We start from the raw sequence: 24,131 nt of genomic DNA, 5'->3' as shown, positions 1-24,131 counted from the left end.
GCGCTCAGATCGGCAATTTTTTGACCAAATGGAAAAATACACAAGTTTTATTGCGAATGGTTCTCATTTGCGTTGACATAGTTGCAAATCGTTCTCAATATCATTATCAACAAATACATAAGGAATGTGATTCACATGTTTACGCGTCGAGTGTTGATGGCTGTTGCCGCTGCTGCGTTCTTTTTGCCAGCTGCTGCCATGGCCGCACCTTTGAAAATTGTTGCCACCACCGGCATGATTGCCGATGCGGCTCGTCAGGTTGGCGGCGATGAAGTCGACGTCAAAGCATTGATGGGCCCTGGTGTTGATCCACACGCTTATCGTCAGACCCGCTCTGATATTGTGGCAATGACCCGCGCTGATCTGGTGCTTTGGCATGGTCTCTTTCTTGAGGCCCAGATGGAAGAATTCTTCCACGATCTTGCAGGCAAGCGCGCTGTTGTTGCGGTGGCCGAGACGCTGCCAAAAGACGTGCTGCGCGGCCATGATGATTACGCTGACAAATACGACCCCCACGTCTGGATGAGCCCGGCTCTGTGGAAAGACGTTGTGATTGGTGTGCAAAAAACCCTCACCGAGGCCCGCCCCGAAGCCGCCGAAGCGTTCGCCGCCAATGCCGCGGCGCATCTGGCTGAGCTTGATAAGCTCCACGCCTATGGCAGGGACGTTCTGAGCAACGTACCATCTGAGGCCCGCGTGCTGCTGTCGGCGCATGATGCGTTTGGATACTTTGGCCGTGACTTCGGATTTGAGGTTCTGGGCGTGCAAGGCATTTCCACCCAATCTGAGGCCGGGCTCAACCGGATTTCAGAATTGGTAGACCTGCTCGTTGAACGTAAAATCGGTGCGGTCTTTGTCGAAAGCTCGGTGTCGGATCGTTCGATGCGGGCGCTGATCGAAGGGGCGGCGGCACAAGGCCACGAAGTCAAAATCGGCGGCGAGCTGTTCTCTGACGCCATGGGCAATGACGGCACCTACGAAGGCACCTATGTCGGCATGCTTGACCATAACTTCACCATTATCTCCTCCGCACTGGGCGCTGATGCGCCTGCGCGTGGCATGGCTGGCAAACTTTCTGCAGGATACTAAAAATGCTAGATCTGATCAGTGATAACAGCACGACCTTCTCAGAGAAAAGTCTAGCCAACTGCCCTCTCTCCATCCGGGGTCTCACTGTTACATATGGTCAGAAACCCGCTGTCTTCTCGGTCGATATGACCGTAAATGCAGCCGAAATGACTGCGATTATCGGCCCCAATGGGGCCGGTAAATCCACCATGCTCAAGGCCGCGCTTGGGGTGATCCCATCAGTATCTGGCCGGGTGCATGTGTATGGCAAACCGCTGAGCGAACAACGCGCCCGCGTGGCCTATGTACCGCAGCGCGCCAGTGTGGATTGGGATTTCCCCACCCGTGTCATCGATGTGGTGTTGATGGGGCTTTATCGTCAGGTGGGGCTTCTGGGTCGGATCCGGGGGCAGCATCGCAAACAGGCGCTGGAGTGTCTGGAGCGGGTTGGCATGTCCGATTTTGCCGAGCGCCAGATTGGCCAGCTTTCGGGCGGCCAGCAGCAACGTGTATTCTTGGCCCGCGCGCTTGCACAGGCTGCGGACCTGTATCTGCTGGATGAACCTTTTGCAGGCGTTGATGCCGCAACCGAAAAGGCGATCATATCGGTGCTGAAATCTTTGCGCGCAGAAGGAAAAACAGTGGTCGTTGTGCACCATGATCTTGCGACCGTGGCGGAATATTTCGACAATGTCTTTATGATCAACACCCGCAAAGTGGCGGAAGGCTCGGTAGAGACCACCTTCAACACAACCACCCTGCAGGCCGCGTATGGCGGACGTCTGGCAGCGACGCAGGTGGAACAGCTCAACCAGATTTCGGGCTAATATCATGATATTTGACGCGCTTTTGCTGCAGCTTGGCTATAACGCCACGCTGGTCTCTATTGGTGCGGCCCTGTTGGGGGCGGCGGCTGGTATCACCGGAACATTTCTGTTTTTGCGCAAACGCGCGCTGGTGGCCGATGCGGTCAGCCATGCCACATTGCCCGGTGTCTGCATTGCGTTTCTTGTTATGGCGCTCTTGGGCGGTGACGGGCGAAACCTGCCGGGGTTGCTTATTGGGTCTGCGCTGTCGGCCTGGGCCGGGCTGTGGTGCCTGAACTGGCTGACCCTGCGCACACGTCTTGCCGAAGACGCAGCCATTGGCGCGATCCTTTCTACCTTCTTTGGCTTTGGCGTGGTGCTTTTGACCGTGATCCAGACAGCGGGCATTGGCCGGCAGGCCGGGCTTGAAGGCTTCCTGCTGGGGTCTACCGCTGGCATGCTGTTGAGCGATGCACTGCTGATCGCAGGGGGCGGAGCGGCGGCGCTGGTGATCATCGCGATCACGCGGCGTGCGCTGATACTGGTATCCTTTGATCCTGAATATGCGAGCACGCAGGGTATTAACGTGCCGCAGATCGATATGCTGATGATGGGGCTGGTGATGGCCGTAACCGTTATTGGGCTTAAAATCGTCGGGCTCATTCTGATTGTGGCGCTATTGATCATACCCGCTGTGACCGCGCGCTTCTGGTCTGAGCGTTCAGAACATGTGGTGCTGCTTGCGGGGGGCTTTGGCGCGCTGGCCTCTTACGTGGGTGCGGCTGTATCTGCGTCAGCCCCCAATCTGCCCACCGGCCCGTTGATCGTGTTGATGAGCGCGGCGCTCTTTGTCTTTTCGCTCTTTTTTGCGCCAAACCGCGGCGTTCTGGCCGCGGTGATCCGCCAGCGCCATTTTCAGCGCCGGGTGCATCTGCGCCAGGGATTGCTGGCACTGGCACAGGGGCAGCCGATCTATGAGGCTCTAACACTACGTCTTTTGGGGCGCGAAGGGCTGGTGCGCGCAGATGGTGTGGCCACCAGTCTGGGCCGTGGCCGCGCGGCCAAGGCGCTGTTGGATGAAAAACGCTGGGAGATCCTGCGCCGTGATCATGCCCATGAATCCTCGGCGGATCTCTATGATGGGCTGCGCAATATCGAAACCGTGCTGACCCCGGATGAAATTCGCGCGATTGATGCAAAACTTGGCACCCCGCAGGAGGTCACCGCATGAGCTTTTTCTCTGGTGCTGAATTTGTGCCCCTGTCGCTGACCCCGATCCTGATCGGCACCTTTGCCGCCATTGCCTGTGCGCTGCCGGGGAACTTCCTGCTGCTGCGACGTCAGGCATTGATTGGCGATGCTATCAGCCATGTGGTGCTGCCGGGGATTGTGGTTGCCTTTATCATCAGCGGGGTCATTTCCACCTGGCCGATGATGATAGGCGCAGCGGGTGCAGCGCTCGTCTCGGTTCTGCTCATCGAAGCCATTCGACGCCTGGGCCGGATTGAGCCCGGAGCCGCCATGGGCGTGGTCTTTACCACCATGTTTGCGGGGGGTGTGCTGATCCTGGAACAGACCGATACCTCCAGCGTGCATCTGGATGTGGAACATGCGCTTTATGGTAATCTCGAAAGCCTGATCTGGCTGGATGCAACCGGATGGGAGTCATTGCTCGACCCATTGGCGCTTGCTGGGTTGCCACCGGAACTCATGCGCATGGCGCTGGTTCTGGTGCTGACCAGCCTGTTTGTTGCCCTGTTCTGGCGCGCGCTGAAAATCTCTACCTTTGACGAAGGGTTTGCGCAGGCAGTGGGTATCCGCACCACTTATCTGGGCCTTGCGCTGGTGGTGGTGGCAGCCGTTGCAGCGGTTGCAGCTTTTGATGCGGTTGGATCGATCATTGTGATTGCCATGTTCATCTGTCCACCCGCCGCAGCAAGAATGATGACCAACCAGCTTGAACGCCAGATTGCTTGGAGCATTCTGTTTGCGACCCTGTCTGCGGTGCTGGGATATGTGCTGGCAGGTTATGGGCCGCTCTGGCTTGGGCTCTATGATGCGGTCTCAGCGGCCGGTATGATCGCCACGGTCTCGGGCATTATCCTTGCGTTGGCGGCCTGCTTTGGCCCCTGCCGCACACGTGCAGGGGCCCCCTCTGGCGTTTAGGCTTTGCCGCTGGCGGAATCAGGGCTCTCCATGCTAAATTTAGCGGTATGAGCATCCCTGACCCCCACATCAGCCCCCTAACCCAAGACAGCCGTCCGGTCATTCGCCAGCTCGATGACAGTGCCATCAACCGTATTGCGGCGGGTGAAGTGGTTGAACGCCCGGCCTCCGCGGTAAAGGAGCTGGTGGAAAACGCCATTGATGCCGGGGCCACCCGCATCACCATTGAAATCGCCGATGGTGGCAAAACCCTGATCCGGGTCACCGATGATGGCGTTGGCATGACGCCCGAGGATCTGCCGCTGGCGTTGTCGCGTCATGCGACCTCGAAAATCGATGGCTCAGACCTTTTGAACATCCACACCTTTGGGTTTCGCGGCGAAGCGCTGCCAAGCCTTGGCGCGGTTGGACGTCTGACCATCACCAGCCGTGCCAAATCCCATGAGGCGGCACAGATCCGGGTATCCGGCGGCACGATGGAGCCGGTGAAACCAGCCGCCTTGCGTCAAGGCACCATTGTTGAACTGCGCGATCTGTTTTTTGCTACGCCTGCGCGGTTGAAATTCATGCGTTCAGACCGGGCCGAAAGTCAGGCGATTTCTGACACCATCAAACGGCTGGCGATGGCGGAACCTGCAATTGGATTTACCCTGCGTGATGTTTCAGGCGGCGGTGATGGGCGGGTGACGTTTCGCGCCGATCCCATGTCTGGCGATTTGTTTGACGCGCTACACGGGCGGCTGGCGCATGTGATAGGCCGCGACTTTGCCGAAAACGCCCTGCGCATTGATGCCAACCGCGAGGATCTGCGCCTTTATGGGTATGCCGCGCTGCCCACGTACTCACGCGGTGCTGCCGTCAGCCAGTTCCTGTTTGTGAACACGCGCCCTGTAAAGGACAAGATGCTGACAGGGGCGCTGCGCGCTGCCTATATGGATTTTCTCAGCCGTGATCGTCACCCGGCAGCAGCGCTGTTTATCGACTGCGATCCCACGCTGGTGGACGTGAACGTGCACCCGGCCAAATCTGAGGTCCGTTTCCGTGATCCCGGTCTTGCACGCGGGATGATTGTGTCTTCGCTGCGTCACGCATTGGCCGAGGCGGGCCACCGCGCGTCCTCCACCGTGGCGGGGGCAACCCTTGGCGCGATGCGACCAGAAGAGCCCACCGCAACCGGCGCACCGCGTGTCTATCAGATGGAGCGGCCCTCTTACGGCGCGCGCTCCGCGTCTTATGCGGCGCAACGTCCGGATTTCAGCCCCGCACCGGAACACCCCGCCCGCAGTTTCGCAGAGCCGCCCATTGAAACAGGCTTTGCCGAGATGGCGCAGGATTTCAGCGGCCGCGTGGTGGAAACCCCAGAGGTTGGGCCAGAAGCTGAACCAGAGGCCGCGCCCGAACACCTCCCGCTTGGGGCGGCACGCGGGCAGGTGCATGAAAACTACATCATCGCCCAGACCAAGGACGGCATGGTCATTGTGGATCAACACGCGGCCCATGAACGTCTGGTCTATGAAAAGCTCAAAACCCAGATGGCGGAAAATGGTGTCACCGCGCAGGGGCTGCTTATTCCTGAAATCGTGCAGCTCTCTGATGGGGATTGCGCACGCTTGCTTGATGTGGCGGAGGATCTGCGCAAATTTGGCCTTGGTATTGAACCTTTTGGCGGCGGCGCGGTTGCCGTGCGCGAAACGCCTGCCATCTTAGGTGAGGTCAACGCCGAAGCCATGCTGCGCGACATTCTTGATGAACTCGCCGATCAGGGCGAAAGCCAGCTGGTGCAGGCCCGGCTTGAAGCGATCCTCAGCCGGGTGGCCTGTCATGGCTCTATCCGTTCTGGTCGTCGTATGCGCGGCGAAGAGATGAACGCGCTCTTGCGCGAGATGGAAGCAACGCCGCATTCCGGCCAATGCAACCACGGCCGCCCTACTTATGTTGAATTGAAACTGGCAGATATCGAACGTCTGTTTGGCCGCAGCTAAAGGAGCGCGCGCTTTGGAAGAACTGATCCAGACCATCGGCCCGCTGACGCCGTTGCACTATGCAATTGCCGCGCTAGGGGTGCTGGTCTTTGTGCTGCTCATCTCGCTCAGCCGCAGTCGCACTGCGCTGACACATTCAGAGGGACGGGTCAGCGATCTGCGCAGCCATGCCTCGGCGCTTGAGGCCGAAGTGGCCCGCCTGCCGGATCTGGAAGGCGAAACCAAAACCCTGCGCCGCATCCATGAAAATGAACTTGTAGCCCGCCATAAAGCTGAGGCTGAAATCAAGACCATGGCGGCGCAACACGAAGCCCGACTGGAAGAGCTGCGCCAGATGAACCAGCAGATGGAGCATAAGTTTGCGTCGCTTGCATCGGGTGTTCTGAAGCAAAATTCCGAAAGCTTTCTCAACCTGGTGAGCGAGCGTTTCCAGAGCCACAGTAAAACCGCCGAACAGGATCTTGCGAAACGTCATCAGGCGATTGAAAGCCTGGTGAAACCCTTGGACGAAAAACTGGGTCAGTTCGGCGACCGCATCAAAGAAATCGAGCAGGCCCGCAATGAGGCTTATGGCGCGATCAAGGAACAGGTGAAAACGCTCGCCGATGGTCAGGCCGCGCTTGGCGGGGAAACCCGGCGGCTGGTGCAGGCGCTGCGCGCGCCCAAAACCCGTGGTCGCTGGGGCGAGATGCAGATGCGGCAGGTTTTTGAAATGGCCGGCATGAGCGAACATGTGGACTATGAGCTGGAGAAATCCGTCGCAACCGATGCAGGCCAGCGCCGCCCGGATGCGGTGGTGCGTCTGCCCGGTGGGCGCTCTATCATCGTTGATGCCAAAACTCCGCTGGAAGCCTATCTCGATGCGATCGAAGCCGAGACCCCGCAAGATCAGGAAACCCATCTGAAACGCCATGCCCAGCATGTGCGCACCCATGTGAAACAACTTTCCGGCAAGACCTATCAGAGCGCCTTTGCCGAGACCCCGGATTTTGTGGTGATGTTCATCCCCGGCGAAACCTTTGTTTCTGCGGCGGCGGATGTGGATGCGGGGCTGATCGAATACGCCTTTGAGCACAAAGTGCTGATTGCTACGCCAACCACATTGATGGCGCTGGTGAAATCCATTGCCTATGGCTGGCAGCAGGAGAAGATGGCCAAAAATGCCATTGAAGTGCAGAAAACTGCAAAGGAGCTGTATGACCGGCTCAATGTGTTTTCGCGCAATCTGGCGTCGGTCGGTAAATCGCTGTCGGCGTCCGTCAATCACTACAACAAGGCTGTGGGCTCATTGGAATCGCGGGTGCTGCCGTCTGCGCGCCGCTTTGAAGCCATGGGGGTTGTGGCCTCACAAGATGAGCTGGAAGACCCCGGCGCGGTTGAAGTAGAGCCGCGCCAGATGGCGCTGCTCGAAAGCGACAGTTAGATCATGTTCAGAGCGCGTAAATTTATCCCGGCTGGTTTGCTGATCGACAGTGATGTGATCCGCCGGGCGCAATTGGACGCGGAACATCTGGTGGCGCTGTTGCGCATTGGCGTTGCTCTGGGCCTGTTTGTTGCGCTGTTTCTGGCGGTCGGGGATCTGCCGCAAGAGGGGCGCAGCCATGTTATGCGCCAGATTATGCTCGCCTCAACCACATTGGCGGCCTATCTGGTGCTGGGGCTGTTGAGCCTATGGCTGCTGAGACGGGGGTGGTTTCAGACCTGGATGATCTGGGTGGTCGCCACTGCCGATTGTGGATTTATGATCGTCAACAGCTGGCTCAGCCTGATAAACGCGGGCTTTGCGGGCAATCTGGTGTTTGGGCAGCCGTCGGTCTGGCTGGTGCCGATTGTATTGGCGTTTGCGGTGCTGCGGTTCAATCCTGCGGTTCAGATTTATTCTGTGGCCCTGGTGGTGCTTGGCCTTGGTGTTATGCACTTTGTGCCGGGGCGCAGAGACGATCTGCAGGCGCTGGAGCGGCTGGATATGGCGCTGGATCTGCAGCCCAATATGGTGCGGCTGGCGATGATTGCGCTGGCAGGAGCTGTGCTGGTGGTTGCAGCGCTGCGCATGAGAGATCTGTTGCGTCGCTCGATTGAGGAGGCGCAGCAAAAGGCCAATCTGACCCGCTATTTGCCGCAACAGGTGGCGGGAGAGCTGGCGGTGCAGGATCCCGGTGCGCTGCGTAAAGGGCGCAACCAATCGGCTGCGGTTCTGTTTGTTGATATCCGCGCCTTTACCCGTTGGTCCGAGGGGCGCGATCCGCAGGATGTGGGAGATTTCATCACCGATTTCCGCCGCCGGGTTGAAGCGGCTGTGCGGTCTGAGAATGGCATTGTCGACAAATACATTGGTGATGGGGCGATGGTGTTTTTCACCGGGGAAGACGCCGCTGCACGTGGGATCAACTGTGGTTTGGCGATCCATGCATCGGTGAAACAATGGACAGAGGCCCGCGTGACCCAGGGCGAAGAGCCGGTCGCGGTTGGGGTTGGACTGCACTATGGGCAGGTGTTTGTGGGTGTGGTTGGAACGCGGGACCGGCTTGAATACACCGTGATGGGCGACACCGTGAATGTGGCGTCTCGCTTGCAGGAAAAATGCAAGGAGGTGGGTTATGCATTTCTGGTGTCAGACGCAGTGCTGAGCGCCGCCAAGAGCAGTACAGAGGGAACGCCCGCGCGCAACGATTGGATTGCGCTGGACGGTCAGCTCTTGCGCGGGCGGGCGGGGGACATTGCCCTCTTTGCACGCCGCGCGCTGTGAGCGTTTTGAGGCTGTTCAGTCTGGCCCGTTTTGTTGGACCGTTGTTTTAGCCCGCTATTGCGGCATGTGCTGGCGGAAGGTTTCATAAGCCCGCCCCCAGACGCCGCTGTCGAGATTTGCAAGCGTCAGCAGCGAGGGCAGCAGCTGTTCGGCGTAGTCTTCCGAGCTTTCAAGTGGCAGCATGGACGGCAGGTTATCAATTGCCATCACATCCAGCACTGGATCTTCGGCGACGCGCAGCACTGGCACATCCCAGCTGGTGGCGCGATCATAGACCGGCACCGGGTTGTAATCGCTGTCGGGGTCACAGGCCACATCGCCAATGGCGCTGAGCTTGCGGTTCTCAGCCACTGCATCACGCGGCACAAAGATCGGCGTTCCGGGGCGGGCAAAGATACAGTTGAAGAACAGATCATGCTGCAAGATTTCCGGAAACGGCCCCCCATGGGCGGTCTCTTCCATGTCCCACTGGGTGACACGCACGCCCAGTGTTTCGCACAGATCCGCAGCGCCACGGCCAACCCGCCCTTTGGCGCCAATCACAATGGCATTGGGGCGCGAAGATTTGAGCTGGGACAGCTCTTGGGAGAGATCCGCGATCAGCGCATCTTTGTTTGGGGATGCCGCGACGGGGCCGCAGATTGCACCGCGTTGCTGCGCGGCCCAGGCTTTGAGCGTGACCGCAGCACCGGCATATCCCGCCCAATAGCCAAAGGCGGCAACCCGGTGGCCGTCTGCATCAACGAGATATTCCAGATCATAAAGCGTGCCGCCGCCCGCCTTGAACCGATCAAGCAGGGCTTTTCCGGAATGCTGACCTTTGAAGGCATGGCCAAACATAATGTGGCGATGCGGCAGTGGGGTGTCATCTTCGGGCAGTTCCTTAAGGCCAAAGATGATTGCATCACGCGGTGCATCGGGCCAGCTGTTTTCCGGCGCAATGTCGCAGCCCGCATCACGGTAGCCATCAATTCCGATGGCGCGGGTTTTGCTGTCTTCTACGGTGACTTTGACACCCGCATCGAGGAGCGCCTTTGCGCCAGCGGGGGTGATCCCCACGCGGTCTTCGTTTTGGCGTTGTTCGGCGCGAACCCAGAGGTGTGTCATTGGCGTTTCCTTACAGCATGTCTGCATCCATCACGGATTTAACGGATGCACGGTGTTCCATCGTTGTCATTAAGGTCTGGATCTTCGGGAATTGGTTAAGATCGACCCCATCCCCGTCGAGCCAGGTACAGACCACATAGAGATAGATATCCGCAAGCGAGAACTGATCGCCCAAAACATAAGGCCCGGCCAAAACGTCATCGCAGACATAGGCGCATGAGGCGGCCATGGTTTCAGGCACCTTGGCGGTCATGTCCTGATGGGAGCTTGCAAGATCGGCCCAACGGTGGCCGCGCAGTTTGTGGGCGTGGTTCACATGCATGGTGGAGGCAAGATAAAACATCACCTCGCGCATGCGGGCGGCCTGAATGGGACCCTTAGGGCGCAGCCCCGCATCGGGTGCCAGATCCGCCACATGTTCAAGCAGCGCGCCGGTTTCTGTCAGGATCTTTTCCCCGCCGATCACCAAAGCAGGCACCCGACCCTTGGGATTGACCTTGGCATAGGCGGCTTTGGTTTGTTCAGCGCTGGCAAAATCCACTTTGATCGCATCAAAATCGAGGCCAGCCTCATGGAGGGCGATGGCGACGGCGACAGAAATTGTTTTGGGCGCGTAATAGAGCTGCATGAGAGATCCTTTAGAGGTGTGTTTGTGCGAAACGCCGTTCCTTGCAGTCCAGATGCGGGACCGCGTTAAAGAGATCCGGGCTGATCACCCCGTTCATTATGTAAAGCCGGTGAAGCGACGAATTCATGATCGCCAGCACAATGCGCGCTGTGGCCTTTGGGTCTAGGTCCAGACAGTGCTGCATGATCATGCCAATTACACCGCCAGAGGTGACAACCAATGCAGGGCCATCCCCCTGAGCAATGTCTTTGAGCGCGGCTTGGGTGCGGGACTGAAAATTTTCCCAGGTTTCATAGGGATCTTGCAGACGTCCGTTGGCCCAGGCGGAAAAGACTTTGGGAATATGGTCGGCAAATCCCTCACGCTCGGATGGGATGGGTTCACCGAATTGCTCTTCCATAGCGGTGGCGAGGGAAAAATACTCCATCTCATTTAGACGTGCGTCTTGCTGTAGCGGCAGATCCATCGACATTGAGCCCGCTGTTTCCTGGTGGCGGGTCAGCGTGCCACTATAAAACCGAGTGTAAAACTGATCGGTGGCGCGCAGGTGCTCGCCGAGCCAGCGGGCCTGTTGATGACCAAGATCGCTGAGCCGGTCATAGCTTTCTTCATCGCGCGCGCCGGTGTTGGCCTGGCCGTGGCGTACCAGGGTAATCTGGCTCATGGGGGTCTCCTGTGACACTTAGATCTGCAGATAAAACCCTGCACGCGCAGAAAGATAGGGGGAGAATAACATGCTGATTTCACTATGTTTCGCGTGCGAAACAAGCTAACAAAATATGACCGCGCGGCGCATTAATATTTCGCGGGCCTTTGGGCGCGTGGCCAGTGTCAGTGGGTCGGGGCGTCGCGCAAATAGCCACGCTGTAACATGCGGTTACGGTGGACATCGGCGGCCTCAGAGGCCTCACGCAGGTTGCCATAGATGTTAATCACGCTCTGGCCGCTGCCCCCGGACACCCCCCATTCGCGCAACACCGAGACCTCATGAAACAGGTTCATCGCCAGTTCGATGCGATAGTAGCGCGTGCGTTGCTCTGCGCGGTGATTATAGAGCAGACAGGTTGTCATGAGATAATGTTAGCGCGGAAAAAGACGCAATTCAATCCATATGTAGTGTTGGGTGCTGTTTACACAACCATATGTTGTTAATGATTGTTAACACCATCGCCTATTGGGCGTTTATACACAGGCTGTTGCAATAATTACCAGATCACATCATCCAAAAAGATATAGCCCGCGCCATAGATGGTTTTGATCAGCTTGGGATTTTTGGGATCATCGCGCAGCTTGGTGCGTAGGCGGGATATGCGCACATCCATCGCACGATCAAAGCTGTCACCCGCAACGCCTCCAAGGCTTTCTTGCATCTGGGTGCGCGAAATCAGTCGTTTGGGATTTTCCAGAAACAGGCGCAAAACCTCGCCTTCGGCCTGCGAAAAGGTCACATCTTCGCCGCTGTCGGCACGCAGGAGAAAGCGGTCAAAATGGGCCTGCCAGCCGGTGAACCGCGCCACATTGGCCTGGCCCGATTGCGCCGCGCGCGGACCCGAGCGCAGCCGGGCGCGGACACGGGCGACCACCTCGATCGGGTCAAAGGGTTTGGTGATATAATCATCAGCACCAAGTTCGAGCCCGGTGACACGGTCCTGCACCTGTGCGCGGCCTGAAATGATAATGACCGATGCGCCATGTGCCTGCGCCAAACGATGTACCAGCGCCAGCCCATCGGTATCAGGCAGCGACAGATCGATCAGGCAGACGTCTGGAGTGATCCGGTTCAGCGCTGCCTCAAAGGCGCGGGCGCGGCTGAAGGATTGAACCTGAAACCCGGCATCTTCCAGCGTTTCGGTCAACAGCTGACGGATTTCCGGTTCATCATCCAGAATGGTCACAAGCGCGGATGAGGGATCGGGGGTCATGAGTCTGCCTCTGGGCCGATAAGGGCGGCCAATTGATCAGTGGTAAAGGGCTTTTGCAGCACTGGGGCTTTTTTCAGCGCGCTGCGGAAAATCGGGTCTGAAGTCAGTGCCGAGGTCATCAGCACCGCCGGGATATGGCACAGCTCAGGCGTGCGCTGATCGAGCAGGGCCAGACCGGTGTCGCCACCTTTGAGTTTGATGTCCGAGAGCACCAGCACAATATCAGGCAGATCGCGCAGCAGCGCCAGTGCTTCCTGGCTTGAGACGGCTTCAATCACCGAATAGCCCAGATCGGTGAGCATTTCGCGGTAGGTGACGCGCAGGCTGTCATTATCTTCGACCAGAAGCGCCATGCCGCCGCTGGCCCGCGGCGCGCGGCGATAGGGCAGGCGCAGGGTAACGCAGGCACCTGAGATAGTATTGCTGAGAGCTACATTGCCCCCGGTGAGTTTCACCATGTCATAGACCATCGCAAGCCCAAGGCCGGAACCGGCGCTGCCCTTGGTGGTGAAAAACGGGTTGAGCCCCTGTTCCAAGGCCTCAGCGCTGAAGCCTGTGCCGGTGTCGGTCACGGTGATTTCGATCCAGGTCTGGCCGATTTCATGGGCACTGACAGTGATCTGGCCGCCGCTGCCGCCACTGGCGCAGGCGTCACGCGCGTTCAAAATGAGGTTCAAAATCGCGTCTTGTAGTTTGCCCGCATCCAGCAGCAACAATTGCGCCTTGGTGTGATTGACAACCGAAAGCCCAATGCCACGGGGCAATGCGGGCGAGGCGAGGATCTTCATCTCTTCGAGCAGCGCGCCAAGATTGGTGGCCTGGGTGCGCAACGGGCGTACGCCGGTCATCTGCGAGATGCGGTGCAGCAAACGGCCACCGCGTTCAGCCGCGGATTTGGTAGCCCCAACAAGCTGCTGCGCTTCCGCGCCCAGATCCATTTTGGTGAGCTTGCTTTGAATGCCCAAAATTACCGTAAGAAGATTGGAGAAATCATGCGCCAGACCATTGGTCATCTGCGCCGCCATATCGCGGCGGCGGGTCTGTTGTAGGGCAACGCGGGCCTGGGTTTCTTCGGTTATATCCATCGACAAAACATAAACCCCGCCGGTGCCATCCGGGGTAAGCGCCACGCGAATACGGCGGCTGTCATGATCTTCAGTAAATTCAAACACCGGGCGCGCACCTTGATAGGCGGCGATCAGATGGGGTTCGATTTTGGCAAAGGCCGTCTCTCCCAAGGCGGTGGAGATATGCATGCCCAAAATATCGGTGGGTCGACCCGGAAACACCGCGCTGAGGCGGCGGTTGGTGAATGTGTAGCGCCCGTCCCGATCCAGATGCGCAATATGGGCGGGCATCATCTCGGTGGTCATGCGAATGCGGCGTTCGTTCAGCGACAGCGCGCGTTTGGTGGCCTCAAGCGCGATGTTTGAAGCTTCAAGCTCACGGTTGGTGGCAGAAAGCTCTTCGGTGTGGGTGATGAGCTGCTCGGTGAGTTCTTCGGACCGGCTGCGCAGCATCTGTTCCGCGCGTTTGGCACGGGTGATGTCGGTATAGACTGTCACCCAGCCCCCCTGGGGCAGCGGGGAACCTTCAACTGAGATCACGTCACCATTTTTGCGGGTGCGTTCAAAGTAGTGTGGTTCAAACGTCATCGCCTGTGCAATGCGTTGGGCCACAAAGGTTTCGATATCGTCGATGTCGCCATAATCGCCACTTTGAGCGATGAAGCGCACGGTGTTTTCAAAACAGGCACCAGGGGTGACCAGCGCGTCGGGCAGGGAAAACAGATCTTGGAATCGCTGGTTGCAGACCGCGAGCCGCAGCTCAGCGTCATAGATGGAGATAGCCTGGGCAATCAGGTTCAACCCGGCCGCGGTCATCTCGGAATATGTGGGGTCGATCCGGTCCATTTCTGGCTCTTATGGCTAACATCACCCAAACATTTGGCAAGTATTTGATGCAGGAAGTGCCGTAACGTTGTGGGGAGATTATACAGGTTTTTCGAAACCCCACCGCTTTTTCTCCTGTTTTCACTGAGGCTTGCAAGATTCATCGCCTTTGAAACAATTCGTAAGGATTGGGAAAACTTGCTGACAAGATTACAGGCCAATCTACTGATGTGCCGTCGCGAATGGATCAGCTTTGGAGGGGGGTCCAGCGGGTAAGGAACCTGAGACCCTGATGACGAGGGGCCGGCGAGAAGGCGCAAAGGGAGGAAGACAAAGTGGCTGAAGTGCGAGAGCGCGCGGGTGGGGATATGTCTCTGCCTGCCTTGTTGCGGCGCAATGCGGAAAAATATGCCGATGCGCCCGCCTATCGGGAAAAAGAATTTGGCATCTGGCAGAGCTGGACATGGGCTGAGACCGCCGAAGAGGTTGATGGTTTGGCGCTGGGTCTGCTCGATCTGGGTGTGAAAGAAGGCGATTTTATCGCCATCGTCGGGCGTAATCGCCCCTATCTCTATTGGGCGATGGTTGCGGCGCAGCGCGTGGGCGCGGTGCCGGTACCAGTCTATCAGGACAGCGTCGCCGAAGAGATGGCCTATATCCTGGGCAATTGCGGCGCGCGCTTTGCAATCGTCGGAGATCAGGAGCAGGTCGACAAGGTGCTGGAGGTGCAAGATCAGCTGCCCAGCCTTGAGCAGATGATCTATCTCGATCCACGCGGCATGCGCAAATATGAGCATGAACATCTGCATGGCTATGAAGAGATCGTCACCCGTGGGCGTGCCTATCATGCGGAGTTGATGCCAGAGCTTAATCGCCGCACTGACAAGGCCGATTACGACACCACCTGTGTGATGCTTTATACATCGGGCACAACAGGCAAGCCCAAGGGCGTGGTGCTGTCAAACCGCAATGTGGTTGAGACCGCCAAGAATTCTTCCCAGTTTGATCATCTGCAGCAAAGTGACAGCATCCTGTCTTATCTGCCGATGGCCTGGGTGGGGGATTTCATCTTCTCTGTTGGGCAAGCCTATTGGTGTGGGTTTTGTACCAACTGCCCGGAAAGCGCGGATACGATGATGACCGATCTGCGCGAAATCGGGCCGACCTATTTCTTTGCACCGCCACGGGTGTTTGAAGGCCAGCTGACCAATGTGATGATCCGCATGGAAGATGCGGGGGCGCTGAAGCGCAAGATGTTCCACCACTTCCTGAAGCACGCCAAGAAGGTTGGTGGTGATATTCTGGATGGGCGTCCGGTGTCATTCCTGGATCGCGCCAAATATGCGCTGGGCAATGTGCTGGTCTATGGCCCGCTGAAAGATACGCTGGGCTATGGCCGCATTCGCGTGGGCTATACTGCGGGTGAAGCGATCGGGCCGGAGATCTTTGATTTCTATCGCTCGCTCGGCATCAACCTGAAACAGCTTTATGGTCAGACCGAAGCCACTGTTTTCATCACCCAGCAGCCGGATGGCGAAGTGCGCGCCGATACCGTTGGCGTGCCATCCCCCGCGGTTGAGCTGAAAATCGATGATCGCGGTGAGATCTTCTACCGCTCACCGGGGGTGTTTGTGGAATATTTCAACAACCCGGATTCCACCGCAGGCACCAAAGATGCTGAGGGCTGGGTCGCCACGGGGGATGCGGGCTTTATTGAAGAAAAAAGCGGCCATCTGCGCATTATCGACCGTGCCAAGGATGTTGGCAAAATGGCCAGCGGTGCGATGTTTGCTCCCAAATATGTGGAGAACAAGCTGAAGTTCTTCCCGGATATTTTGGAAGTGGTCGTGTTTGGCAATGAGCGTGATTATTGCACCGCTTTTATCAATATCGACCTCACCGCCGTGGGCAATTGGGCAGAGCGCAACAATATCGCCTATGCGTCTTATCAGGAGCTTGCGGGCCATCCGCAGGTGCTGGAAACCATCGGCAACCATGTGGCGGAGGTGAATGAATCGGTGGCGGCAGATGACATGTTGTCGGGTTGCCAGATCCATCGCTTTGTGGTGCTGCACAAAGAGCTTGATGCCGATGACGGCGAGATGACCCGCACCCGTAAGGTGCGCCGTGGCTTTGTGGAAGACAAATACGCCGACATTCTGGGTGCGCTTTATGGCGGCCAGCAGCAGGTCTCTACCGAGACTGAAGTGACCTATGAAGATGGGCGCAAAGGGGCCATTCGCGCCACGCTGAGCGTTCTGGACGCCAAGGTTAAGACGGTTCAGCGGCTGGAGGCGGCAGAATGAGGCACGATGGTACGACGCTTGTCCGGCAAGGCCGGACATCGCCCCGCCCACCGTCCCTTTGGGCAAATGAGCAAAGCCAGATCAATGGAGGCTGACATGTTGGATCAGACAACTGAGACGGGCGGTTATGTGACCGCGGATGGCCGCACCATTGGTGATGTGGTGATGGATCTGCGCAATATCACACTGCGCTTTGGCGGGGTGGAAGCGATCAAGAATATCTCCTTTGATATTCGTGAAGGCGAAATTCGCGCGATCATTGGCCCCAATGGGGCGGGCAAATCTTCGATGCTCAATGTGATTTCCGGCTTTTACGTGCCGCAGGAGGGTGAGGTCTGGTTTCACGGCAAAAAACGTGCGCCGCTGCGCCCCTATGAGGTGGCACGTCAGGGCATCGCACGGACCTTCCAGAACATCGCGCTGTTTGAAGGCATGAGCGTTCTGGACAATGTGATGACCGGGCGGCTGAACTATATGAAGGCCAATCTCTTTCAGCAGGCCCTGTGGCGCGGGCGCGCCGAGGCGGAAGAGACCGAAAACCGCGAGAAAGTCGAACATATCATCGACTTTCTGGAAATTCAGCACATCCGCAAAACCCCGGTGGCTCGCCTGCCTTATGGTTTGAAAAAGCGGGTAGAGCTTGCACGTGCCCTGGCGGCGGAGCCGAAGCTGTTGCTGTTGGATGAGCCGATGGCCGGGATGAACGTTGAAGAAAAAGAGGACATGAGCCGCTTTATCCTCGACGTGAATGATGAATTTGGCACCACCATCGCCTTGATCGAGCACGACATGGGCGTGGTCATGGATCTGAGCGACCGTGTGGTGGTGATGGATTACGGCAAGAAAATCGGGGACGGCACCCCGGATGAAGTGCGCAACAACCAAGAGGTGATCGACGCCTATCTGGGGGTGGCACATGACTAAAATCTTTATGACAGACCAAGGGGGTGCGTGATGCCTGAACAACTTGTTTTTGCAATGGAAGTCACCCTGAACGGGCTGATGGCCGGGGTGCTTTATGCGCTGGTAGCGCTGGGGTTTGTACTGATTTACAAAGCCTCGGGTATCTTTAACTATGCGCAGGGCGTGATGGCGCTGTTTGCGGCAATGACCTTGGTGGGGATCATGCAGGGGCAGGTGCCCTTTGCCCATCTGATCAACGCCATGACCGGCGGACATGTCACCCATTTTGGTTGGACGCTGCCGGGTATTCTGGCCATCGCGCTGTCGGTTGTGGTGATGGTTGTCCTGGCCTGGCTTGTGCAGGTTCTGGTGATGCGCCACCTGGTGGGGCAAGAGCCGATCATCCTGTTTATGGCCACCATCGGGCTTGCCTATTTCCTCGAAGGTGTGGCGGATCTGATGTGGGGGTCCGAGCTTAAGACGCTGGATGTTGGCCTGCCGCAGGGCATCAACACCTTGATCGATGAAAGCACCTACAACATCTTTGGCTACGGCTTCTTTATCGACAATCTCGATCTGGTGGCGACGGTGATTGCGGGGCTCTTGGTGGCAGGGCTGGTGATCTTTAGCCAGTATACCCGCGAAGGCCGGGCGATGCGTGCGGTGGCCGATGATCACCAGGCAGCGCTGTCGGTTGGGATCTCGCTGAACTTTATCTGGGTTCTGGTGTGGTCGCTTGCAGGGTTTGTTGCACTGGTTGCAGGCATTGTCTGGGGCACCAAATCCGGGGTGCAGTTCTCACTGTCGCTGATTGCGCTGAAAGCGCTGCCGGTGCTGATGCTGGGTGGTTTCACCTCAATCCCCGGTGCGATCGTGGGTGGTTTGATCATCGGTGTGGGTGAGAAACTGTTTGAATTCCTGATCGGCCCGATGGTTGGGGGCGCGACCGAGAACTGGTTTGCCTATGTACTGGCGCTGCTGTTCCTGGTGTTCCGTCCGCAAGGCCTGTTTGGGGAGAAGATCATTGAACGGGTGTAATCCACACCTGACCAGTGCGGCCAGCATGACTGGCCGCGCGTGGTCGGACCTTGGTGACCAGGCTGGGGCCTATTGCTCCAACCGTTTGGCCGCCTTGACCAGAACCGCTGCAAAGACAGTGATTACCAAGGTCAATGCAATGGTCATGTCACCAATCAGCTGTCCGAGGACAAAGGTCAAAATGCCTGCGCCGCAAAAGCCGATGACCAAGAGCGACAACAAATTTGAGGTCGGCTCGGTATCATCTGAAACTTTGGTTGCAGCGGCCCGGCGCGCTGTTGGGGTGACGCGCACCTCTTCAACAGTGCCTAACAAGGCTGATTTGGCTGTTTCGAATTCATCAGGGGAAATATCCCCACGCTTCCGCGCGCTTTCTAGCCGGCGGACTTCCTCCAGGATTGCCGTCATTGTTTCCACTCACTTTACCCACGGAAAACCTGGCACGGAGATTGGGGCAGAATGTGGCAAGGCTGGGATTTTTGACAAATTGGTAAACAGCACCTTAACCGCAGGGGAGGCAGATATGATCCGTATTCTTGGTCTTCTCAACGTAGTGGCGTGGTCCGGTTTCTGGGCATTTGGCTACTTGGCGTTGAGCTCGGAAGGGTACAGCGAGCGTGAACTTTCGATCGCTGTCGCATTGGGAGCGCTTGGGCTTTTGGGCGGGATGGTCGGCTATCTCAAGCTGATGCGCATTGCCGAGCACACAGGATTGGCCGCGGCTTCGAACCGGAGCACCCGTGAGGAGCGGGACCGGGCACAGGCCAAATGGGGTGAAACCCACAGCGGCAAAGAGGAACAGCGCCATGAAAAAGCGTGACCGCAGGTGCATGCCGTACTTAGGGCAGCGCATCGCAGACACTGGCGCAAAGACACAGGTCCATAAGGGAGGACATCATGTTTTATCGTGAGGCGGGGGATTTCAAGACGTCCTATGTGGCGGACAGTCAGACCTTCCCGATCCGGTTTGATCGCTATCGCTACTATGCGGTACTGGCCGTGGCTTATGGGATTATTCCATTCATCATCAATGATTACTGGGCCAATGCAATTCTGCTGCCCTTCCTGATCTATTCGATTGCTGCCATCGGCCTGAATATTCTTGTGGGCTACTGTGGTCAGGTATCTTTGGGCACCGGGGGCTTCATGGCGGTGGGCGCTTATGCCTGTTACAAGTTGATGACCAGCTTCCCGGAACTTTCGATGGTTGTGCATGTGTTGCTGGCTGGGGGTATCACGGCCTCGGTCTGTGTTGCCTTTGGCCTGCCATCGCTGCGCATCAAAGGCTTCTATCTGGCGGTGGCCACGCTTGCGGCGCAGTTCTTTCTGGTGTGGCTGTTTAACCGGGTGCCGTGGTTTTACAACTACTCGGCTTCTGGTCAGATCAACGCGCCTGAGCGGGATCTGTTGGGCATTGTCATCACCGGCCCCAATGCACCGGCCTGGGCGACCTATCTGTTCTGCCTGGTGTTCCTGACACTCTGCGCACTGATTGCCCGCAACCTGACCCGCGGCACCATTGGCCGCAGCTGGATGGCGATCCGCGACATGGATATTGCTGCTGAAATCATCGGGGTGAACCCGCTGAAAGCCAAACTGACAGCTTTCGCCGTCTCGGGCTTTTTCATCGGGATTTCCGGCGCTCTGTTCTTTGCGCTGTATCTTGGTGCGGTTGAAGTCGGCGAGGCCTTTGGCATCCAGAAATCATTCCTGGTGCTGTTCATGGTGATCCTGGGCGGGCTTGGTTCGATCTTTGGCTCCTTTGCGGGCGCAGCCTTCCTGGTGCTGCTGCCGGTGGTGCTGAAGGTTCTGGGCGTGGATATTCTGGGCTGGCCCACGGATATTGTGGCGCATTTCCAGCTGGTGATTGTCGGCGCATTGATTGTGTTTTTCCTGATCGTAGAGCCCCACGGGTTGGCGCAGATGTGGCGCGTGATCAAAGAGAAACTGAGATTGTGGCCCTTCCCGCACTAAGGCGGGAACGGCGCAAATCGGCGGGAGGAGGACACGCAAGTGGCCCGCCGAACCAACAACGAAGAGAGTTGAATAGGGAGGATTTCAATATGACACGCAATTTGATCGGAGCCGCAGTGGCGGCGATGGTACTGGCCAGCCCGGCCGCTGCAGATCTGGTGTTTCCTGATTTGAGCTATCGCACAGGGCCTTATGCAGCCGGTGGTGTGCCATTTTCTGACGGCTACAATGACTACTTCACCCTGGTAAATGAGCGCGACGGTGGTATCGGCGGCGTCAAAGCCAACGTGATTGAATGTGAGACCGGCTATAACACCGAAAAAGGTGTGGAATGCTATGAGGCCACCAAAGGCCAGGGCGCGCTGATTTATCAACCGCTGTCCACAGGCATCACCTATCAGCTGATCCCAAAAATGACCGCGGATGGCATCCCACTTCACACGATGGGTTATGGTCGTACTTCGGCTGCAAACGGCAAAGTGTTCAGCCATGTGTTTAACTACCCGGCGAACTACTGGAACGGTGCATCCGGTGTGATCAACCACCTGCTTGAGCAGAACGGTGGCGATCTTAAAGGTAAGAAAATCTCGCTGCTTTATCACAACTCTGCTTATGGCAAAGAGCCGATCCGCACCCTGGAAGAGCTGTCGAAAAAGCATGGTTTCACTCTGAAAACCTTGCCGGTTGATCACCCGGGTCAGGAGCAGAAATCCCAATGGCTGCAAATCCGTCGTGACCGTCCGGATCACGTTGTGATGTGGGGCTGGGGCGTGATGAACCAGGTGGCGATCCAGGAAGCGGCCAACATCCGCTATCCGATGGAAGACTTCATTGGTGTTTGGTGGTCCGGTGCAGAACATGACGTTGCTGCTGCGGGTGCCAAGGCCGATGGCTATAAGTCGGTGACATTCCACAATGTGGGCGATGACTTCCCGGTGTTTGACGATCTGCAGGAATATGTGGTGGATCGTGGTCTTGCGGCGGGCGCAGGCGATAACCTTGGTAAGGTTCTGTATAACCGTGGTCTTTACGCGGCGATGCTGGCTGTTGAGGCCGCCAAAACCGCACAGGAGCTGCATGGCACCGCAGACATCGACGCAGCTATGATGCGCGATGGTATGGAAGCACTGGTGATCGACGAAGCTAAAATGTCAGCCCTTGGCATGCCGAACTTTGGACCAAGCTTTAACGTGTCTTGTGAAAACCACGGCGGTCTTGGTCTGGTGGGTGTGACCCAGTGGGACGCAGACACCAAGAGCTGGTCTCTGATCTCAGGCTTTAAGCCCACCGATGGTGAAGTCATCGGCGCGCTGGTCAATGAAGACTCCAATGCATTTGCCGCTGAAAACGGCATCGAAGAACGCTGCAAGTGATGCAGCACATCCCTGGGCGGCGTGTCCGCCCGGGGGTGACAAAGAGATAGAATAGAGGAGGTTGGGACATGCTGGACAGCGAAACGACACCAGAACTCAGCACCGAGAAATTGTTGGAAGTCAACAATATCGAGGTGATTTACAACCACGTGATCCTGGTCCTCAAAGGGGTAAGCCTGACGGTGCCCAAAGGATCGATCATTGCGCTTTTGGGTGGCAATGGCGCGGGCAAGACCACCACGCTTAAGGCGATTTCGAATTTGCTGCAGTCTGAGCGCGGCGAAGTGACCAAAGGCTCCGTTGCGTATCGTGGTGACAATGTGCACCAGCTGGATCCAGCCGGATTGGTAAAGCGCGGCGTGGTTCAGGTGATGGAAGGACGTCACTGTTTCGAGCACCTGACAGTTGAGGAAAACCTGCTGTCAGGCGCCTATACACGCGGAGATGGCGCAGCGGAGATCAAGAAAGACCTTGAAATGGTCTATTCCTATTTCCCACGCCTGAAAGAACGCCGCAAAAGCCAGGCGGGCTATACCTCGGGCGGGGAGCAGCAAATGGTTGCCATGGGCCGCGCTCTGATGAGCCGCCCCGAGACGATTTTGCTGGATGAGCCGTCTATGGGGCTTGCACCGCAGCTGGTAGAGCAGATCTTTGAGATCGTGAAAGAAGTGAACGAAAAAGAAGGCGTTACCTTCTTGCTGGCGGAGCAGAACACCAGTGTTGCGCTGCGTTATGCGCATTACGGCTACATTCTGGAATCCGGCCGTGTCGTGATGGATGGCCCTGCCAATGAGCTGCGGGAAAACCCGGATGTAAAAGAATTTTACCTCGGCATGTCCGACGAAGGACGCAAGAGTTTCCGTGATGTGCGTTCGTACCGGCGTCGGAAGCGGTGGTTGAGCTAAGGAGGAGCGTGTTTATGCAATACTTCGATACTTTGGAAACACGCTCTCAGGATGCCCGCGATGCGGCCTTGCTGGCAGGTGTAAATGAGCAGATCGCACGTGTCTGTGCGGCGCCCGGATCCTATCTGCAGGATGTTGCGCCGCTCAAGGATCTGTCAGATCTGGCAAAGCTGCCGGTTCTGCGCAAATCTGACATGGTGCGCGCGCAGAATGAGCAGCCACCTTTTGGCAATGTGCCGGTAGGTGACATCTTGCATGTTTTCCAATCACCTGGGCCAATTTACGAACCCGGTGGCGTGAGCCACGACTGGTGGCGCATGGGGCGGTTTTTGCATGCGGCTGGTGTGGGCAAGGGCGATGTGATCCAGAACTGCTTTGGCTATCATTTGACGCCTGCAGGTATGATCTTTGAAAGCGGTGCACGGGCTGTTGGCGCGCGGATTCTTCCTGCGGGCACCGGCCAGACCGAATTACAGGTCACGGCGGCGCGGGACGTCTGTGCCACCGCCTATGCAGGCACGCCGGATTATCTGAAAATCATCCTCGACAAGGCAGACAGCATGGGCGTTGCGCTCAACTTCTCCAAGGCTGTTGTGGGTGGTGGTGCGCTGTTTCCATCGCTGCGCCAGGAATATGCGGATCGCGGCATTGCCTGTCTGCAAAGCTACGCAACCGCTGATCTGGGCAATATCGCTTATGAAACGGCGGCGATGGAAGGCATGATTGTGGATGAGCATGTGGTGCTCGAAATCGTCACTCCCGGAACCGGCACACCTGTTCAACCCGGCGAAGTGGGTGAGGTTGTTGTGACCACGCTCAATGCGGATTACCCGCTTATTCGTTTTGCCACTGGCGATCTGAGCGCGGTGATGCCGGGGCTTTCTCCCTGCGGTCGCACCAATCTGCGCATCAAGGGCTGGATGGGCCGCGCGGATCAGACCACCAAGATCAAAGGCATGTTTGTGCGTCCCGAGCAGGTAGCAGCACTGGTCGACAAACATTCTGAGATCAAACGCGCCCGTGTCATTGCCCAACGCGATGGTGAAATGGACCAGATGACAGTGCAGATCGAAGCGGATGGCGGTGATCAGATGCAATTCGCGCGCTCGGTTGCGGAAGTGTTGAAGCTGAAAGGCCAGATCGAGGTTGTGGCTCCCGGTGTGCTGCCGCGTGACGGTCTGGTGATCGAAGATCAGCGCGTCTACGATTGAGAGGCCAAAAATATTGGTCCAGGGGCGCAGTTTTGCGCCCCTTTTTTGTTGTTTGATCTAAATCGGGGTGACCGGTCAAAACACCCGCCAACGTGTCCGAACAG

Annotated in this window: 22 protein-coding genes; 15 read left to right on the top strand and 7 right to left on the bottom strand. The window is 57.4% G+C overall.

Features of this window, described 5'->3' with window-relative positions:
- Window positions 1–135 precede the first annotated feature (135 nt).
- The 7 genes from GG681_RS03730 to GG681_RS03700 are packed head-to-tail and all read left to right on the top strand — an operon-like array spanning window position 136 to window position 8,768.
- Window positions 136–1,089: a metal ABC transporter solute-binding protein, Zn/Mn family gene (locus GG681_RS03730; protein ID WP_153545257.1), complete on the top strand. Its 954-nt coding sequence runs from the start codon at window positions 136–138 to the stop codon at window positions 1,087–1,089.
- 2 nt (window positions 1,090–1,091) lie between these two features.
- Window positions 1,092–1,895, top strand: coding sequence for a metal ABC transporter ATP-binding protein (locus GG681_RS03725; protein WP_153545255.1), 804 nt, complete (start codon window positions 1,092–1,094; stop codon window positions 1,893–1,895).
- A gap of 4 nt (window positions 1,896–1,899) precedes the next feature.
- Window positions 1,900–3,105, top strand: a complete 1,206-nt coding sequence (locus GG681_RS03720; protein WP_153545253.1) for a metal ABC transporter permease — start codon at window positions 1,900–1,902, stop codon at window positions 3,103–3,105.
- Window positions 3,102–4,040 (top strand): metal ABC transporter permease, encoded by a 939-nt coding sequence (locus GG681_RS03715; protein ID WP_153545251.1) that lies wholly within the window; start codon window positions 3,102–3,104, stop codon window positions 4,038–4,040. Before GG681_RS03720 ends, GG681_RS03715 begins: the two co-directional genes overlap by 4 nt.
- A gap of 47 nt (window positions 4,041–4,087) precedes the next feature.
- Window positions 4,088–6,022, top strand: coding sequence for a DNA mismatch repair endonuclease MutL (mutL, locus tag GG681_RS03710; protein ID WP_153545249.1), 1,935 nt, complete (start codon window positions 4,088–4,090; stop codon window positions 6,020–6,022).
- A gap of 13 nt (window positions 6,023–6,035) precedes the next feature.
- Window positions 6,036–7,445, top strand: coding sequence for a DNA recombination protein RmuC (gene rmuC / locus GG681_RS03705; protein ID WP_235899721.1), 1,410 nt, complete (start codon window positions 6,036–6,038; stop codon window positions 7,443–7,445).
- A gap of 3 nt (window positions 7,446–7,448) precedes the next feature.
- Window positions 7,449–8,768 carry an adenylate/guanylate cyclase domain-containing protein gene (locus tag GG681_RS03700; protein WP_153545247.1) on the top strand — a complete coding sequence of 440 codons (1,320 nt, stop codon included), beginning with the start codon at window positions 7,449–7,451 and terminating at the stop codon, window positions 8,766–8,768.
- Window positions 8,769–8,822: 54 nt separating this feature from the next.
- On the opposite strand, the gene GG681_RS03695 is transcribed toward GG681_RS03700, so the two are convergent.
- The 6 genes from GG681_RS03695 to GG681_RS03670 form a co-directional block, all read right to left on the bottom strand.
- On the bottom strand, window positions 8,823–9,875 hold the full coding sequence (locus tag GG681_RS03695; protein ID WP_153545245.1) for a saccharopine dehydrogenase: 1,053 nt from the start codon (window positions 9,873–9,875) through the stop codon (window positions 8,823–8,825).
- A 10-nt stretch (window positions 9,876–9,885) separates the two neighbouring features.
- A complete protein-coding gene (locus tag GG681_RS03690) occupies window positions 9,886–10,503 on the bottom strand; it encodes a glutathione S-transferase family protein (protein WP_153545243.1) in 618 nt (205 codons plus the stop codon).
- 10 nt (window positions 10,504–10,513) lie between these two features.
- Window positions 10,514–11,167 carry a histidine phosphatase family protein gene (locus GG681_RS03685; protein WP_153545241.1) on the bottom strand — a complete coding sequence of 218 codons (654 nt, stop codon included), beginning with the start codon at window positions 11,165–11,167 and terminating at the stop codon, window positions 10,514–10,516.
- Between the two features lie 167 nt (window positions 11,168–11,334).
- Window positions 11,335–11,574, bottom strand: coding sequence for a WGR domain-containing protein (locus tag GG681_RS03680; protein ID WP_153545239.1), 240 nt, complete (start codon window positions 11,572–11,574; stop codon window positions 11,335–11,337).
- A 134-nt stretch (window positions 11,575–11,708) separates the two neighbouring features.
- Window positions 11,709–12,425 (bottom strand): response regulator transcription factor, encoded by a 717-nt coding sequence (locus GG681_RS03675; protein ID WP_153545237.1) that lies wholly within the window; start codon window positions 12,423–12,425, stop codon window positions 11,709–11,711.
- Window positions 12,422–14,338 carry a hybrid sensor histidine kinase/response regulator gene (locus GG681_RS03670; RefSeq protein ID WP_153545235.1) on the bottom strand — a complete coding sequence of 639 codons (1,917 nt, stop codon included), beginning with the start codon at window positions 14,336–14,338 and terminating at the stop codon, window positions 12,422–12,424. Before GG681_RS03670 ends, GG681_RS03675 begins: the two co-directional genes overlap by 4 nt.
- 347 nt (window positions 14,339–14,685) lie before the next feature.
- On the opposite strand from GG681_RS03670, the gene GG681_RS03665 reads away from it, so the two are divergent.
- The 3 genes from GG681_RS03665 (at window position 14,686) to GG681_RS03655 (ending at window position 18,564) form a co-directional block, all read left to right on the top strand.
- Window positions 14,686–16,623, top strand: a complete 1,938-nt coding sequence (locus GG681_RS03665) for an AMP-binding protein (RefSeq protein ID WP_153546104.1) — start codon at window positions 14,686–14,688, stop codon at window positions 16,621–16,623.
- Between the two features lie 84 nt (window positions 16,624–16,707).
- Complete coding sequence (locus GG681_RS03660; protein ID WP_408057654.1) at window positions 16,708–17,547, top strand: ABC transporter ATP-binding protein; 840 nt, start codon at window positions 16,708–16,710, stop codon at window positions 17,545–17,547.
- 30 nt (window positions 17,548–17,577) lie between these two features.
- The gene (locus tag GG681_RS03655) at window positions 17,578–18,564 is read left to right on the top strand and encodes a branched-chain amino acid ABC transporter permease (RefSeq protein ID WP_153545231.1); all 987 of its coding nucleotides are present in this window, start codon (window positions 17,578–17,580) and stop codon (window positions 18,562–18,564) included.
- Between the two features lie 69 nt (window positions 18,565–18,633).
- On the opposite strand, the gene GG681_RS03650 is transcribed toward GG681_RS03655, so the two are convergent.
- Window positions 18,634–18,972 carry an SHOCT domain-containing protein gene (locus GG681_RS03650; protein ID WP_153545229.1) on the bottom strand — a complete coding sequence of 113 codons (339 nt, stop codon included), beginning with the start codon at window positions 18,970–18,972 and terminating at the stop codon, window positions 18,634–18,636.
- Window positions 18,973–19,087: 115 nt separating this feature from the next.
- On the opposite strand from GG681_RS03650, the gene GG681_RS03645 reads away from it, so the two are divergent.
- The 5 genes from GG681_RS03645 (at window position 19,088) to GG681_RS03625 (ending at window position 24,027) form a co-directional block, all read left to right on the top strand.
- Window positions 19,088–19,384 (top strand): hypothetical protein, encoded by a 297-nt coding sequence (locus tag GG681_RS03645; RefSeq protein WP_153545227.1) that lies wholly within the window; start codon window positions 19,088–19,090, stop codon window positions 19,382–19,384.
- 77 nt (window positions 19,385–19,461) lie between these two features.
- On the top strand, window positions 19,462–20,538 hold the full coding sequence (locus GG681_RS03640) for a branched-chain amino acid ABC transporter permease (protein WP_153545225.1): 1,077 nt from the start codon (window positions 19,462–19,464) through the stop codon (window positions 20,536–20,538).
- 89 nt (window positions 20,539–20,627) lie between these two features.
- Window positions 20,628–21,911: an ABC transporter substrate-binding protein gene (locus GG681_RS03635; protein ID WP_153545223.1), complete on the top strand. Its 1,284-nt coding sequence runs from the start codon at window positions 20,628–20,630 to the stop codon at window positions 21,909–21,911.
- Window positions 21,912–21,979: 68 nt separating this feature from the next.
- Window positions 21,980–22,816: an ABC transporter ATP-binding protein gene (locus GG681_RS03630; protein WP_153545221.1), complete on the top strand. Its 837-nt coding sequence runs from the start codon at window positions 21,980–21,982 to the stop codon at window positions 22,814–22,816.
- A 14-nt stretch (window positions 22,817–22,830) separates the two neighbouring features.
- Window positions 22,831–24,027, top strand: coding sequence for a phenylacetate--CoA ligase family protein (locus GG681_RS03625; RefSeq protein WP_153545219.1), 1,197 nt, complete (start codon window positions 22,831–22,833; stop codon window positions 24,025–24,027).
- Window positions 24,028–24,131 lie beyond the last annotated feature (104 nt).

Origin of the sequence: Tritonibacter aquimaris (genome assembly GCF_009617595.1) — a bacterium.
GTDB classification, from domain to species: domain Bacteria; phylum Pseudomonadota; class Alphaproteobacteria; order Rhodobacterales; family Rhodobacteraceae; genus Epibacterium; species Epibacterium aquimaris.
This window is presented reverse-complemented; position numbering and strand designations above follow the sequence as displayed.